Origin of the sequence: Paraburkholderia caledonica (assembly GCF_000383275.1) — a bacterium.
Taxonomy (GTDB): domain Bacteria; phylum Pseudomonadota; class Gammaproteobacteria; order Burkholderiales; family Burkholderiaceae; genus Paraburkholderia; species Paraburkholderia caledonica.
The window spans coordinates 114516-129410 of the sequence record NZ_KB911034.1 but is presented as its reverse complement, the minus strand read 5'-3'; the positions used below and the strand labels follow the sequence as shown (position 1 = coordinate 129410).

Below are 14895 nucleotides of genomic sequence, written 5' to 3'. Positions count from 1 at the left end.
ATGCGCATCTATGAAAGGTACTTCGCGCGTCAGATCTATCTCACGTTCATCTTCATTCTGTTCGCGTTTTCGGGCCTGTTCTTTTTCTTCGACCTGATTAACGAACTGAACTCGGTCGGCCACGGCAACTATAAATTCCAGTACGCGGTACTGCGCGTCGCGCTGCAAACGCCGTCGCGCTTCTACGAAATCATTCCGGTTGCCGCGTTGATCAGCGCGATCTACGTGTTTGCGCAAATGGCGGCGAACTCCGAGTACACGATTTTCCGCGTGTCGGGGCTCGCCACCAATCAGGCATTGCGGTCTCTGCTGAAGATCGGCATTCCGCTCGTGTTTCTCACGTATCTGATCGGCGAAGTGGTCGGTCCGTACACGGATCAGTTGTCGGAGCGTGTGCGGCTGGAGGCGCTGGGGTCGTCGGTATCGAGCAACTTCCAGTCGGGCGTGTGGGTGAAAGACACGCTCACGGCGCGCGCGGACGGCGAGCAGGTTACGCGCTTCGTGAACGTCGGCGAACTGAAGCCGGACGCGACAATCAGTAACGTACGGATTTACGAGTTCGATTCGAAGTTCCGGCTCTCGAATGTGCGCATTGCGAAGTCCGGCGTATATCAGCCGCCGGGGCATTGGCAATTGACCGGCGTGACCGATACGCAATTAATCGACGTGCCGCCGCCTCCGGGCACGCCGGCCGACGCGCTCAACCCCGTGTATCGTGCAAAGCAGGTTGCGCTGCCTGAATACTCGTTGCGCTCAGAGCTTACGCCGCAGATTCTTTCGGTGCTGCTCGTGTCGCCGGACCGCATGTCGATGTTCAATCTGTTCCGCTACATCCAGCATCTGACCGAGAATCATCAGGACACGCAGCGTTACGAGATCGCGCTGTGGCGCAAGGTGCTGTATCCGTTTGCCGTGTTCGTGATGCTGGTGCTGTCGCTGCCCTTCGCGTATCTGCATACGCGGGCCGGCGTGGTCGGCATGAAGGTGTTCGGCGGGATCATGCTCGGCATGAGCTTCCAGTTGTTCAACACGCTGTTCTCGCATATCGGCACGCTCAACACCTGGCCCGCGCCGCTAACGGCGGCAACCCCAGGGCTGGTGTATCTGGTGCTGGGTCTCGTCGGATTGAAATGGGTTGACCGGCACTAGGAGCCTTTGTCATGGCTACGCATGGATTGGTGTTGTTCGGACATGGCGCGAGAGATGCGCGCTGGCGCGAGCCGTTTGAGAGGCTGGCGCAGAAGTTAATAGCCGCACGAGCGCACGATGAAGGCGCGCAGGCAGTGAGCCTCGCCTTTCTCGAATTGATGGAACCGGATTTGCCCACGGCTATCGGACAGCTTGCTACGCAAGGTTGCGCGCTCGTCACCGTGGTGCCCGTGTTCTTCGGGCAAGGCGGACATATCAGGAAGGATTTGCCCGAGTTAATCGAGCGGTGCCGGGGGCTCTACCCGGCTGTCGAAATTCGCTGTGCGGTGGCGGTCGGCGAGGACGAAGCGGTTCTGGACGCAGTTGCAGCGTATTGTTTGCGGCAGGTTTAAGAACGCTGTTCGCGGGGCCGATTGGGGCGACACGTTCGAACCGGGCCGAGCAGCGCCTTGAATCGGAAACGCAGTCGAAAACCTAAGCCGCCACTAACATCCCACTCGCAGACTGAAGCGCGCTGATCTGCCGCTCAGCAAACGCCTCCCCAATCATCACCAGACTCGGCTGCGAAGCATCCACCCATCTTTGCGCTTCGCCAGCAGCAAGCCTTTCGAGCGTCAGCGTCAACATCCGCTCACGCTCGGTACTGCAAGCCTCGACAATCGCGACAGGCGTGGAAACGGGCTTGCCCGCATCGATCAATTGCTGCGCAATCTCAACGCCGCTATCGCGGCCCATGTAAAACACGAGCGAATCGGCGTTCACCTGCTCGCGGATTTCGTCGGAGCCCGGCGCGCGGCTGAACGTCGCCAGCGCGACACTGCGCGATACGCCGCGCAAGGTCAGCGAGCGCTTGAGCGAGGCGGCGCTTGCCAGCGCCGCCGTAATGCCGGGCACGACCTCATACTCGATGCCGGCCGCCTCGAGAGCGCGCATCTCCTCATCGGCGCGACCGAACAGCATCGGATCGCCCCCCTTCAGGCGGACCACCACCTCGTGCTCCAACGCGGCATCCACGATCTGCTTGTTGATGAACTGCTGCGCCGTCGAGAGTTGTCCGCAGCGCTTGCCCACCGCAATCCGGCGCGCGCTGGACGGCGCGTAATCGAGCATCGCGGGCTCCACCAGCGCGTCGTGCAGGACCACATCGGCGGTCGCGAGCAGCCGCGCGCCGCGCACCGTAATCAGGTCCGCAGCGCCGGGTCCAGCACCGATCAGATAAACCTTACCCATTTGCCTCAGCCTGTTCGTCAGTGGCGTTCGCGGTGCGCGGCTGCGCCAGTGATTACGCGGAAAACGCCCGGATCATCCCGGCCGCGACCGTGTGATGCGTCGCTTCGTCGATCAGCACGAACGCGCCCGTGCCCTGATGCGAGTCATACACGTCGCACACCAACGGCTTTTGCAACGTCAACGCGACGCGGCCGATATCGTTCATCGCCAGTTCGCGGCGATCCGTCGACTGCGACAGCGTATGCACGTCGAGCACTTCCTTGATCGCGCCGATGCGCGCGAACACCGTATTGGTGGTCTGCTTCAGCAGATACTTGCGTTGCGTGGAAAGCGGCGTGTCGTCGAACCAGCACAGGTCGGCTTCGAGTTTCTTCGCCGGTTCCGGAGCCGCTTCGCGCAGAACGAAGGTATCGCCGCGCGACACGTCCACGTCTTCCGCGAGACGGATCGTCACCGTTTGACCGGCGAACGCGCGATCCACCTGCGCCGTGCCGCCGACCACCGGCGCGATGATCTCCGCAACCGTCGCTTCGCGGTTGGCCGGCAACACGACGATCGTGTCGCCCACCTTGACCTCACCCGCTTCCACACGGCCCATGTAGCCGCGGAAATCGTCGGCCTGGCTGCCATCCTGACGCGCGACCCATTGCACCGGGAAACGCAGCGCCTGGCCCGTCGGCACTTCGACCGGCAACGCTTCGAGCAGATCGAGCAGCGGCTCGCCCGCATACCACGGCATGCTTTCGCTCGCCGTCACGATGTTGTCGCCCTTCAGCGCCGACACCGGCACGAAGCGCACGTTGCTCAAGCCGAGCTGACGCGCGAGATCCACATACGCGTCGCGGATCTCGTTGAACCGCGCTTCGCTGTATTCGACCAGATCCATCTTGTTGATCGCAACGATCACGTGCTGCAGGCCGAGCAGCTTGACGATCGCGCTATGACGCTTGGTTTGCGGCAGCAATTGGGCGACGCCGTCCACGAACGTCACCCGCGTTGCGTCGACCAGAATGATCGCCGCGTGCGCGGTCGACGCGCCCGTCACCATGTTGCGCGTGTACTGCTCGTGGCCCGGCGTATCGGCGATGATGAACTTGCGCTTCGCGGTCGCGAAGTAACGATAGGCGACGTCGATCGTAATGCCCTGCTCGCGCTCGGCTTCGAGGCCGTCGGTCAGCAGCGACAGATCGATTTCGTCGCCCACGGTGCGCTTGTTCTTGGCGCGCGACAGTGCGGAAAGCTGATCGCTCAAAACGGCTTTGCTGTCGTACAGCAGGCGGCCGATCAACGTGCTCTTGCCGTCGTCCACGCTGCCAGCGGTAATGAAGCGAAGCACGCCGAGGTCTTCCGGTTGATGAATATTCATGATTGCATTGCCTCGTGTGCTTAGAAATAACCCTGCTTCTTACGCTGTTCCATCGCGGCTTCGGAGACCTGGTCGTCCATCCGCGTCGCGCCGCGTTCCGTGATTTCCGTCACGGCCGTTTCGGCGATGATCTTCTCCAGATCGTCCGCGTCGCTCTCGACCGGGCACGTGCAGCTAATATCGCCGACGGTGCGAAAGCGCACCTGTGCCGTTTCGCTGACTTCGCCTTCGCGCATCGGCGTGAGCGGTGTGACCGGCACGAGCAGGCCATTGCGTCGCACGATCTCGCGTTGGTGCGCGTAGTAGATCGACGGCAGTTCGAGCTTTTCGCGAGCGATGTATTGCCACACGTCGAGTTCGGTCCAGTTCGAGATCGGGAACACACGCAGATGCTCGCCGTTGTGCAGACGCGCGTTATACAGGCTCCACAGTTCCGGGCGCTGCGCTTTCGGATCCCACTGGCCAAACTCGTCGCGGAACGAGAAAATGCGCTCTTTCGCACGGGCTTTCTCTTCGTCACGGCGCGCGCCGCCGATCAGCGCGGTATAGCCGTGCTGTTCGATGGTTTCGAGCAGCGTGACGGCTTGCGCCGCGTTGCGCGAATCCGTTTCTCGGCGCAAACGCACCGTGCCGCGCTTGATCGAATCTTCAACGTGGCCGACCACCAGTTCCGCGCCGATCTCTTTCGCGCGACGGTCGCGGAAGTCGATCACTTCGTCGTAGTTATGACCGGTGTCGATATGCACGAGCGGGAACGGCAGCACGGTCTTGCGATTTGCGCCGATGCCGAAGGCCTTCAGCGCGAGCGCCAGCACGACGACCGAGTCCTTGCCGCCCGAAAACAGCAGCGCGGGCTTGCTGCATTCGGCAACCAGTTCGCGCAGGATATGAATCGACTCGGCTTCGAGCCAATCGAGGTGATCCATCCGGTTCGCCGTGTTGGCAAGCGGAGCGTTGACAGTGGAATCGAGCGTGGTGCTCATGTTTGGGTCCTTCGTTGATTCGCTTGTCGAGCGGTTGCCCGTGAAAGCGCTGATATTCAATTCGGTATGTGCGGCGTGAAGTGGCAAAGCCAAGTCCTCGACGCAACACAATTCAGGCAATGCGTCAGGCCGGAGCGTTCTCGCCGCGGTCGACTGCAATCGGCGTAATCGTCGTGATGTGGAGGCCGCATTCCTTCGTATCGCGCGATTCCCACCACCAGCGTCCGGCCCGGCTATCTTCGCCCGGACGCACCGCACGCGTGCAAGGCTCGCAGCCAATGCTCGGATAACCGCGCGCATGCAGCGGATTCACCGGCACGTCGAACGCTTTCAGATAGTCCCAGACCTCAGCCTCGGTCCAGTCGGTCAGCGGATTGAACTTCGCGATGTTGCGCGCGGCGTCGTGTTCTTCCTCGTGCAATTCGGCACGCGTCACCGACTGCTCCCGACGCTGGCCCGTCACCCACGCGCTGACGTCCGACAGCGCACGGTTCAACGGCTCGACCTTGCGGATTTCGCAGCAGCGCTTGCGCAGATCGACGCTCTCATAGAAAGCATTCAGCCCATGCGACGCGACGTATTCGTCAATCGCGGCAGCCTGCGGATGAAACTGCTCGATGTCGTAGCCATAGCGCTCTTTCACACGATCGATCATGCCGAGCGTCTCGGCATGCAAGCGGCCCGTATTCAGCGAGAAGATGCCGATCTTCACGCCGCGCGACAAGATCGCATGCGTGAGCAACATGTCTTCGGCGGCGAGACTGCTTGCGAGCTTGACGTTCGAGTGACGAGCAGCGATCGAATCGAGCAGCGCGTCAAGGCGCTCGACCTTCGCGGCGAGTTCCGGTGTGAGCGATTGCAACGAGGCGGCGCTCATGCCGAAACCTTCTGCGAAGCAGAGGACGAAGCTGCGCGGCGGCGGAACAGCGGCGCCGGCTCGTCGAACGCGCCCTGGTATTGCACGGTGAAATCGTCGAATGCTTTCAGCGCGTCGCTGATGTCCTTGTCCGCGCGCACCGCAAAAGCGTCGAAGCCGCAACGGAACATCAAACGCACCTGGTCGCGCAGCACGTCGCCGATCGCGCGCAGTTCGCCCTTGTAGCCATAACGCTCACGCAGCAGGCGGCCGATGCTATAGCCGCGGCCGTCACGGAACACCGGGAAGTCCACGGCGATCACTGCAAGCTTGTCGAAGTCGCCGGCAATGTCCGCCGGTTCGCTGTCCGGCGCGAGCCACACGCCGAGCTCAGCGGCGCTGCGCGAAGCGCTCAACGCATCGCGCTCTGCCTTCCACAACGCGAGCGGCACCAGCACGCGGCCAGCCGGCAGTTCGTTCACCGCGGGCAGCGAGCCGTCTTCCGCCGGGCGCACGAGCGCCCAGTCATCGTTGACGATCGCGCGGTTCTTGATGATAGAAGCCATCTGTTCTTTATCCTTTGCGCGGTTACGCGTGAGCCGGTTGACGCGACGCGTACACGCGTTCCTTGAACGGAGCCATGCCGATGCGGGTGTACGTGTCGATGAAACGCTCGCCTTCGTGGCGGTTTTCAACGAACGTGTCGATCACCTTCGTCATCACGTCCGGCATTTCTTCCGCCGAGAACGACGGGCCGATCACGCGGCCCAGCTGAGCGCCGCTTGCGCCTGTACCCTGCTCGCCGCCGAGCGTCACCTGATACCACTCCGAGCCGTCCTTATCGACGCCCAGAATGCCGATATTGCCGACGTGATGATGACCGCAAGCGTTGATGCAACCCGAGATGTTCAGCGATACGTCGCCCAGGTCGTACACGTAATCGAGATCGTTGAAACGTTCCTGGATGGCGAGCGCAATCGGAATCGACTTCGCATTCGCGAGCGAGCAGAAATCGCCACCCGGGCACGCGATGATGTCGGTCAGCAAGCCGATGTTCGGCGTGGCGAAACCTTGTGCCTTGGCCTTTTCCCACAACGCGAACAGGTCGCGCTTTTTGACGTTCGCGAGAATCAGGTTCTGTTCGTGCGACACGCGGATCTCGCCCAGCGAGTACTCGTCGGCCCAATCGGCGACCGCTTCCATTTGCGCGTCGGTGGCGTCGCCCGGCGCGACTACGCCGTTCTTCAGCGACAGCGTGACCGCTGCATAGCCCGAAACCTTATGCGGACGCACATTGCGCTCGACCCAGCGGGCGAACGCGCGGTTTTCCAGCAGATGCTTTTCGAACGAAGCGTCCGTGTCGGCCAGCTTCTCGTACACCGGCGGCTGGAAATATTGCGACACGCGATCCAACTCGGCCTGCGTGAGCGTCGAAGGGCCGTCCTTCAGGTGCTGCCATTCTTCCTCGACCTGCGCGGCGAACTTCTCCGGAGAGAGCGCCTTCACGAGAATCTTGATGCGCGCCTTGTACATGTTGTCGCGGCGGCCGTAGCGGTTGTACACACGCAGCACGGCTTCGCTGTACGTCAGCAGGTGTTGCCATGGCAGGTCTTTGCGGATCACCGCGCCGACGATCGGCGTGCGGCCCAGACCGCCGCCCGCCAGAATGTCGACCACGAGTTCGCCCTGAGCATTGCGCTTCACATACACGCCCATGTCATGAATCTGCACGGCGGCACGGTCTTCGTGCGAACCGGACACGGCGATCTTGAACTTGCGCGGCAGCCACGCGAATTCGGGATGGAACGTCGACCATTGACGCAGAATTTCCGCCCAGGGACGCGGATCGACGAATTCGTCCGGCGCCACGCCCGCGAACTGATCGGCGGTGATGTTGCGGATGCAATTGCCCGAGGTCTGAATGCCGTGCATCTGCACCGACGCGAGCTTGCGCAGAATCTCCGGCGTTTCCTCGAGCTTGATCCAGTTGTACTGGATGTTCGAACGCGTGGAGAAGTGGCCGTAGCCCCGGTCATGCTCGCGCGCGATCTGCGCGAGCATGCGAAGCTGGTCGCTGCGCAGATTGCCGTACGGAATCGCGATGCGGTGCATGTACGCGTGGCGCTGGTAGTACAGGCCATTCTGCAGCCGCAGCGGACGGAACTCCTCTTCGCTCAATTCGCCCGACAGACGGCGGCGAACCTGATCGGCGTACTGCGCGACCCGTTCATCGACGATGGTCTGGTCGTACTGATCGTATTGGTACATTCGGGGACCCCAATTTTTTTGCGTTACCGCGTGACACGAGGCGATCCGGTTTCGCCGCGCTCTGAACATCTGTGTTTGTCAGCTGGATCGAGTCAGGGTTTAGACCTATCTCTCATTTGCTTATAACAAATACAGATATCCATATTGAAAAAGATGGACAGATCGTAATAAACTCGCCTTATATTTCAAACGACTAAAAAATTCTTTTGATATGCGGAGAGGTTATATATGAACCTGCATCAGTTCCGCTTCGTCCGCGAGGCTGTGCGGCAGAACTTCAACCTGACCGAAGCAGCCAAGGCGCTGTATACAAGCCAGCCAGGCGTTTCGAAGGCGATCATCGAGCTCGAGGACGAACTGGGCGTCGAAATCTTCACACGCCACGGCAAGCGCGTTCGCTCGCTCACCGAGCCGGGCCGGATCATTCTTCAGTCGGTTGAGCGGATCTTGCAGGAAGTCGAAAGCCTGAAGCGCGTCGGTAAAGACTACGCGGCGCAGGACCAGGGCAACCTCGTGATCGCCGCCACGCATACCCAGGCGCGCTACTCGCTGCCGGCCGCCATCGCCGAATTCAAGAAACGCTTTCCCAAGGTCCACCTTTCGATACTGCAAGGAAGCCCGACGCAGGTCGCCGAGATGGTGCTGCACGACCAGGCGGACCTCGCCATTGCGACGGAAGCGATCGCTAACTATAAAGAACTGGTCTCGCTGCCGTGCTTTCAGTGGCACCACGTTGCGGTGATGCAACCGGACCATCCTCTGCTCGACCGCAAACTTCTGTCGCTGGACGATCTGACCCAATATCCGCTGATTACTTACGACAACGCGTTCGCCGGCCGTACCAAGATCAACGAGGCGTTCCGGCTGCGCGGGCTGCACCCGGATATCGTGCTGGAGGCCATCGACGCCGACGTGATCAAAACCTACGTGGAACTGGGCCTCGGCGTCGGCATCATGGCGGACATCGCATTCAACGCCGAGCGCGACCGCCATTTGCGGGCAATGCCGGTCGGCCACCTGTTCGGCAGCAATGTGACGCGAGTCGCGCTCAAACAGGGCGCGTATCTGCGCAGCTACGTGTACACGCTCGTCGAACTGCTGTCGCCGAGCATGAACCGCAAGCTGATCGAACAGGCGCTCAAGGGCGAACACGAAACCTACGAACTTTGAACTCACCACCGCTTCCTGCTATCCCGCTACGGAGACCCATCGATGACGTCGCATAACAACAAACTTCGCGGCCTCGCCGCTCTCGGCGCTCTTTTGTTCGCCACCGCCGCGCACGCCGACATCAAGGTCGGCATCGATCTGTCGAGCACCGGCCCCGCCGCGGTGATAGGCATTACGAGCAAGAACGCCATGCTGATGTGGCCGGCCACCATCGCCGGCCAGAAAGCCGACTACATTTTTCTCGACGACGCCTCGGACCCCGGCGCCGCCGTGCGCAACATCCGTAAGCTGATCAACGAAGATCACGTCGACGTGATCGTCGGCCCGAACATCACGCCCGCGGCGATGGCCGCGCTCGATCCGGTCGCCGAAAGCCAGACGCCGATGATCACGCTGATCGGCTCGGCGAGCGTCGTGGAGCCGCAGGAAGGCAAGAAGGTGTGGGCGTACAAGATGGCGCAGACCGACAGCGCGATGGCCGACGTGATGACGCGCTACATGTCGAACCACAACGTCAAGACAGTTGGTTTCATTGGTTTCGCGGACGGCTACGGCGAGAGCTGGCTCAACGAGTTCAGCAAATTCGCGGCGCTGCGCCACATTCAACTGGTCGCGACCGAGCGCTGTAACCGCACCGACGCGAGCGTGACGGGCCAGGTTCTCAAGCTGATGGCCGCGAAGCCCGACGCGATCCTGATCGCAGGCGCGGGCACGCCGACCGTGTTGCCGCAGCGCACGCTGATCGAGCGCGGTTTCAAAGGGCCGATCTACCAGACGCATGGCATCGCAACGCCGGAATTCATCAAGCTCGGCGGCAAGGACGTGGAAGGCACGCTGTTCCCGACGCAGCCGGTCGTCGTCGCGCGCACGTTGCCGGCCGATCATCCTGCGAAAAAGGCGGCGCTCGCGTTCGCGAACGAGTACGAGGCGAAGTACGGGCCGGGCAGCGTCACGCAATTCGCGGGCGATGCAGCCGGCGTCTATCCGCGTTTGCAGGACGCGGTCACGCGCGCGCTCAAGACCGCGCAGCCTGGCACGGAGGCCTTCCGCGTGGCGTTGCGCAACGAACTGGAACACGCGCATGAACTGGTGGTGCCGAACGGCGTCGTCAATACGAGCGCGAAGGACCACGTAGGGCTGGATCAGCGCGCGAGCGTGATGGGCATCATCAGGAACGGCAAGTTCGTTTATCTGAGTCAGTAAGCCTTGTTCTGCGTGCGCACGCTCGAGGGGCGCCGCGGGCTCGGTCTTGCGCGCCGCAACCTCCGTGTACCATGCTGACGGCCAGCTTGCGGTGAGCGCGGGCTCAGGCTAACTTGCCGATTGCGCGACGAGCGCGCGGCGCGCCCGTGCCTCAGGCCGCCGCCTCTCGGGCCACCGCCGAATCCGCGTGTATCGCCAATCCGTGAAGTCCGTCAGATCGCGCATGCTAAAGACCAGAAAACGCATCATCATCGCCGCCGTGGTTGCCGTCGTGATTCTCGCCATCGCGATAGCCCAGGCGATCAGAAAGCGCGAAACGCCCGCCACCACGGCGGACACGGCGTCTTCCGTGATCGAATTCTCTCCCGACGATCTCACCACGGTCAGCCGCCGCTCGCTCGTCCAGACGCTGCCTCTTACCGGCTCGCTGCGCGCCGTCACGCAAGCCGCCGTCAAATCGAAGGTCGCCGGTTCGGCACTGGAAGTCGCCGTGCGCGAAGGCGACGCTGTGCAGAGCGGCCAGATTCTCGCGAAGATCGATGCGCGCGACTACGTGGCGCGCGCCGAGCAAAGCCGCGGTCAGATGGCCGCAATGGTGGGGCAACTGGACATTGCAAGGCAAACGCTCGAAAACAATCGCGTGCTGGTGGAGAAAGGTTTCATTTCGAAGAACGCGTTCGACACTGCGCAAAGCCAGTACGAGATAGCGCGTGCGAATCTCGATGCGGCGCGCGCGGCGCTCGCGTCGTCGAATCTGTCGCTCGCCGACACCGTGGTGCGCTCGCCGCTCAACGGGCAGATTGCGTCGCGTTCGGTCGAGCCAGGCGAAAAGGTCGCCGTGGATACCAAGCTCTTCGACGTGGTCGATCTGCGCACACTCGAACTCGAAGCGCCGGTGCCGGTCGGCGAGATCGGCCGCGTACGGATCGGCCAGCCGGTGCAGATCATGTTCGACGGCATCGACGGGCCGGTACAAGGCGCAATCACTCGCATCAATCCCGCCGCGCAGCCCGGTTCGCGCTCGATCATGGTGTATGTCCGGGTGGCGAATCCTTCGGGCACATTGCGTGTGGGCATGTTCGGCACCGGCACTATCTCGGTCGGCAGCAGGGAAAACGTGCTGGCGGTGCCCGCCACCGCCGTGCGTACCGACGCCGCACGCCATAGCGTCTATGCGCTCGTCGGCGGCAAGCTCGTGGAACAGCCGGTGCAGACCGGAATCACCGGCGACGCCGACGGCGGCACGTGGACCGAGATCGTCGGCGGCCCACTGACACCCGGCCAGCAGATCGTGAAGAACAATCTCGGCTCGTTGCGCATCGGCAGCACCGTGCATATGGTGCCCGCGGCGGGAGCCACGGCGCCTGCATCCAGGCCGGTTCCAATTCCAGTTCCGAGCCCAGCCCCAGCACCGGCGACCGGCGCGCCCGGTTCCGGCCAGCGCTGAGCAGAGCCCTCGCCCATGTGGTTCACCCGCATCAGCATCGGCAACCCGGTGCTCGCCACGATGATGATGATGGCCTTCCTCGTGATAGGTCTGTTCTCGTATCAGCGGCTCAAGGTCGATCAGTTCCCCGACATCACGTTCCCGATCGTCGTCGTGCAGACGGCGTATCCGGGCGCATCGCCCGAATCGGTCGAGTCGGACGTCACGCGCAAGATCGAGGAAGCCATCAACACGATCAGCGGCATCGATCAGATCACGTCGCGTTCGTACGACGCGCAATCGGTCGTGATCGTGCAGTTCGATCTCGCGGTGGATGCGGTGCAGGCCGCGCAGGACGTGCGCGACAAGATCGCGCTGATCCGCCCCGACCTGCGCGACGGCGTCAAGGAGCCGCGCGTATTGCGCTACGACCCGGCTGATATGCCGATCGTGACGGTTGCGGTCTCGAATGCGCCGGGCGCGTCGCTGTCCACGCGCGATCTCACCACCGTCGCCGATCAGATCGTGCGCAAGCGGCTGGAGACCGTGCGCGGTGTCGGCTCGGTGTCGCTTGTCGGCGGCGTGAAGCGGCAAGTGCAAATCGACGTGAACCCGCAGAAACTGCAGGCGCTTTCGGTCGGCGTGGATCAGGTGATCCGCGCGGTGCAAAACGAGAACCAGGAGATTCCAGCCGGGCCGCTCACGTCGAACAGCGTCGAGCAGACGGTGCAGGTAAAGGGCCGCTTCGAGACGCCGGCCGACTTCAAGCGGATCATCGTCGCCCGGCGCGGCGCGCAGTCGGCGATCCCTACGGCTTCGTCCACCTCGCAGCCGGTGACGCTGGATCAGGTCGCCGACGTGATCGACGGTCAGCAGGAAGCGGACAGCATGGCGCTGCTCAACGGCCGGCGCGCGTTGTTTCTGTCGATCATCAAGGCGCAAGGCGAGAACACGGTCGACGTCGCACATGGCGTGCGCGCGGAAGTCGCGCGCTTGCAGCCGCAGTTGCCGCCAGGCGTAAAGCTCGACATCACCGACGACTCGTCGATCAACATCGAAGAGAGCGTCAATGAAGTTAAGCGCACGTTGTTCGAAGGCGCTTTGCTGACGGTGTTCATCGTGTTCCTGTTTCTGGGCTCGTGGCGCAGCACGGTTATCACAGGTCTTACGCTGCCGATCGCGCTCATCGGCACGTTCGCAGTGATGTACGCGTGCGGCTTCACGATCAATGTCATTACGCTGATGGCGCTGTCGCTATGCGTGGGCCTTCTGATCGACGACGCAATCGTGGTGCGCGAAAACATCGTGCGGCACGTACAACTCGGCGCCGACCATCGCACGGCGGCGCTCGACGGCACAAAAGAAATCGCACTGGCGGTGCTCGCCACGACCTTCTCGATTGTCGCGGTATTTTTGCCGGTCGGCTTCATGGGCGGCATCATCGGCCGCTTCTTCCATCAGTTCGGCATTACGGTTGCCGCCGCCGTGCTGATTTCGATGTTCGTCTCGTTCACGCTCGATCCAATGCTCTCGTCGATCTGGCCGGACCCCGATCTCCACGACGCGGACACAGGCCGCAAAGGCTATCGTTACGGCCGTTTCGTCGAACGCTCGCTACACCTGTTCGACAAGCAGATTGCGCAGCTGAGCGCGCTCTATCAACGCCTGCTCGGCTGGTCGCTCGAACATCGGGCGATCACGCTCGTAGTGGCCGCGGCGACTTTTTTCGGCAGCCTGTTTCTCGTGCCTTTTGTCGGCACCGAGTTCGTGCCGAACGCGGATTTCTCGATCACGAAGATCGGCTTGAACACGCCGGTGGGCACGTCGCTCGAAGCCACGTCGAAGAAAGTCCAGCAGGTCGAGGCGATTCTCGCGACTTATCCCGAAGTGCGCTACACCTATGCAACGGTCAACTCGGGCAACACGCAAGGCAAGAACAACGCGCTCATTACCGTGCGGCTGAAAGACCGGCGCGACCGCACACGCGGCGTGGCCGAACTGAATCAGATGTTCCGCGCTCGGCTCGCATCGGTGGCGGGCGTGACCGTGACCGAAATCGGCATGCCGGACGGCGCAGGAAGTACGAAGGCGATCCAGCTCAGCTTGCAGGGCGACAACATGGACGAATTGCGCCGGCTCTCCGAGGCGGCGCAGGCTCGCATGCGCAAGATCCGCGGCCTCGTGGATCTCGATTCAAGCCTGAAGGCCGACAAGCCGATCGTCGCGATCAATGTGAAGCGCGAACTCGCATCCGACCTGGGCGTGGGCGTGGCGGATATCGGCACTGCATTGCGGCCACTGCTTTCGGGCGACGCGATCAGCACATGGCGGGCGCCCGACGATCAGGACTACGACGTCAGCGTGCGCCTGCCGCGCGAGCAACGCGAAAGCATCGACGATCTCTCGCGGTTGATGATCGCCACCAACCGCACCGACTCGAACGGTGCACCGGTGCTCGTGCCGCTGCGGCAGATCGCGGACATCGTCAAGACGACCGGCCCGGACGTGCTGAATCGCCGCGACCTGCAGCGCGAGGTCATGCTGACCACGAACGTGAACGGCCGCTCATCCGGCGAAGTCGCGTCGGACATTGCGAAGACGCTCGACGCGATGCATCTGCCCGCCGGTTACCGCTACCGCTTCGAGGGTTCGACCAAGAACATGAACGAGTCGCTGGTGTTTGCAGTCGAGGCGCTCGCACTCGCGGTTATTTTTATCTACATGATTCTCGCGTCGCAGTTCGCGAGCTTCGCACAGCCACTCGCGATCATGGCGTCGCTACCGCTTACGCTGATCGGCGTGCTGGTCGCACTGCTGCTGTTCGGCAGCACGCTCAACATGTTTTCGATCATCGGCTTCGTGATGCTGATGGGGCTCGTCACCAAGAACGCGATCCTGCTCGTCGACTTCGCGAACCAGGCGCGGCGCGGCACGCTGCTCGACGCCTCGGGCAAAGGCCGCGTGATGGAGCGGCGCGAGGCGTTGCTCGAAGCGGCACGCGTGCGCTTGCGACCTATTCTGATGACCACGCTCGCGATGATCTTCGGCATGCTGCCCCTCGCCGCTGCGCTCGGCGAAGGCGGCGAGCAACGCGGGCCGCTCGGGCAGACAGTGATTGGCGGAGTGATTACGTCGTCGATATTGACGCTCGTCGTCGTGCCTGTCGTGTACACCGTGCTGGAAGATTGGGCGGACTGGTTGCGCCGGAAGTTGCGGCGCCGCGCCGGCTGAGCCGCAGGGCGTC

General features: G+C 62.5%; 12 protein-coding genes. 6 read left to right on the top strand and 6 right to left on the bottom strand.

What is annotated here, in order from left to right:
- Together lptG and H281_RS0100625 are read left to right on the top strand one after the other, a co-directional pair.
- Positions 1-1149: an LPS export ABC transporter permease LptG gene (lptG, locus tag H281_RS0100630; RefSeq protein WP_020065152.1), complete on the top strand. Its 1149-nt coding sequence runs from the start codon at positions 1-3 to the stop codon at positions 1147-1149.
- An 11-nt stretch (positions 1150-1160) separates the two neighbouring features.
- On the top strand, positions 1161-1541 hold the full coding sequence (locus H281_RS0100625; protein ID WP_020065151.1) for a sirohydrochlorin chelatase: 381 nt from the start codon (positions 1161-1163) through the stop codon (positions 1539-1541).
- An 82-nt stretch (positions 1542-1623) separates the two neighbouring features.
- Here H281_RS0100625 and cobA read toward each other — a convergent pair whose 3' ends face one another.
- The 6 genes from cobA to H281_RS0100595 all read right to left on the bottom strand — a co-directional run bounded on the left by cobA (position 1624) and on the right by H281_RS0100595 (position 7852).
- Entirely contained in the window at positions 1624-2379 is a 756-nt protein-coding gene (cobA, locus tag H281_RS0100620; protein ID WP_020065150.1) for a uroporphyrinogen-III C-methyltransferase, read from the bottom strand.
- A 52-nt stretch (positions 2380-2431) separates the two neighbouring features.
- Entirely contained in the window at positions 2432-3748 is a 1317-nt protein-coding gene (locus H281_RS0100615) for a sulfate adenylyltransferase subunit 1 (protein WP_027804174.1), read from the bottom strand.
- Positions 3749-3765: 17 nt separating this feature from the next.
- Entirely contained in the window at positions 3766-4728 is a 963-nt protein-coding gene (cysD, locus tag H281_RS0100610; protein ID WP_027775707.1) for a sulfate adenylyltransferase subunit CysD, read from the bottom strand.
- Between the two features lie 124 nt (positions 4729-4852).
- Positions 4853-5605 (bottom strand): phosphoadenylyl-sulfate reductase, encoded by a 753-nt coding sequence (locus tag H281_RS0100605; RefSeq protein ID WP_020065147.1) that lies wholly within the window; start codon positions 5603-5605, stop codon positions 4853-4855.
- Positions 5602-6150 carry a DUF934 domain-containing protein gene (locus H281_RS0100600; RefSeq protein ID WP_020065146.1) on the bottom strand — a complete coding sequence of 183 codons (549 nt, stop codon included), beginning with the start codon at positions 6148-6150 and terminating at the stop codon, positions 5602-5604. The genes H281_RS0100605 and H281_RS0100600 overlap by 4 nt, the downstream gene beginning before the upstream one ends.
- Before the next feature lie 22 nt (positions 6151-6172).
- Positions 6173-7852: a nitrite/sulfite reductase gene (locus H281_RS0100595; RefSeq protein ID WP_020065145.1), complete on the bottom strand. Its 1680-nt coding sequence runs from the start codon at positions 7850-7852 to the stop codon at positions 6173-6175.
- 228 nt (positions 7853-8080) lie between these two features.
- Between H281_RS0100595 and H281_RS0100590 the strand changes: the two genes are divergently transcribed.
- The 4 genes from H281_RS0100590 (at position 8081) to H281_RS34195 (ending at position 14882) form a co-directional block, all read left to right on the top strand.
- A complete protein-coding gene (locus H281_RS0100590; RefSeq protein ID WP_020065144.1) occupies positions 8081-9022 on the top strand; it encodes a CysB family HTH-type transcriptional regulator in 942 nt (313 codons plus the stop codon).
- A 42-nt stretch (positions 9023-9064) separates the two neighbouring features.
- Positions 9065-10225: an ABC transporter substrate-binding protein gene (locus H281_RS0100585; protein WP_020065143.1), complete on the top strand. Its 1161-nt coding sequence runs from the start codon at positions 9065-9067 to the stop codon at positions 10223-10225.
- Positions 10226-10448: 223 nt separating this feature from the next.
- Positions 10449-11672: an efflux RND transporter periplasmic adaptor subunit gene (locus H281_RS34200; RefSeq protein WP_063828284.1), complete on the top strand. Its 1224-nt coding sequence runs from the start codon at positions 10449-10451 to the stop codon at positions 11670-11672.
- A gap of 15 nt (positions 11673-11687) precedes the next feature.
- Positions 11688-14882, top strand: coding sequence for an efflux RND transporter permease subunit (locus tag H281_RS34195; protein ID WP_020065141.1), 3195 nt, complete (start codon positions 11688-11690; stop codon positions 14880-14882).
- Positions 14883-14895 lie beyond the last annotated feature (13 nt).

Excerpts from the sequence above, each read along its gene's own strand:
- H281_RS0100605 (WP_020065147.1), bottom strand. The coding sequence starts at position 5,605 with ATGAGCGCCGCCTCGTTGCAATCGCTCACACCGGAACTCGCCGCGAAG.
- H281_RS0100600 (WP_020065146.1), bottom strand. The coding sequence starts at position 6,150 with ATGGCTTCTATCATCAAGAACCGCGCGATCGTCAACGATGACTGGGCG.
- H281_RS34200 (WP_063828284.1), top strand. The coding sequence starts at position 10,449 with ATGCTAAAGACCAGAAAACGCATCATCATCGCCGCCGTGGTTGCCGTC.
- H281_RS0100585 (WP_020065143.1), top strand. The coding sequence starts at position 9,065 with ATGACGTCGCATAACAACAAACTTCGCGGCCTCGCCGCTCTCGGCGCT.
- lptG (WP_020065152.1), top strand. The coding sequence starts at position 1 with ATGCGCATCTATGAAAGGTACTTCGCGCGTCAGATCTATCTCACGTTC.
- H281_RS0100595 (WP_020065145.1), bottom strand. The coding sequence starts at position 7,852 with ATGTACCAATACGATCAGTACGACCAGACCATCGTCGATGAACGGGTC.
- cysD (WP_027775707.1), bottom strand. The coding sequence starts at position 4,728 with ATGAGCACCACGCTCGATTCCACTGTCAACGCTCCGCTTGCCAACACG.
- H281_RS34195 (WP_020065141.1), top strand. The coding sequence starts at position 11,688 with ATGTGGTTCACCCGCATCAGCATCGGCAACCCGGTGCTCGCCACGATG.
- cobA (WP_020065150.1), bottom strand. The coding sequence starts at position 2,379 with ATGGGTAAGGTTTATCTGATCGGTGCTGGACCCGGCGCTGCGGACCTG.
- H281_RS0100590 (WP_020065144.1), top strand. The coding sequence starts at position 8,081 with ATGAACCTGCATCAGTTCCGCTTCGTCCGCGAGGCTGTGCGGCAGAAC.
- H281_RS0100625 (WP_020065151.1), top strand. The coding sequence starts at position 1,161 with ATGGCTACGCATGGATTGGTGTTGTTCGGACATGGCGCGAGAGATGCG.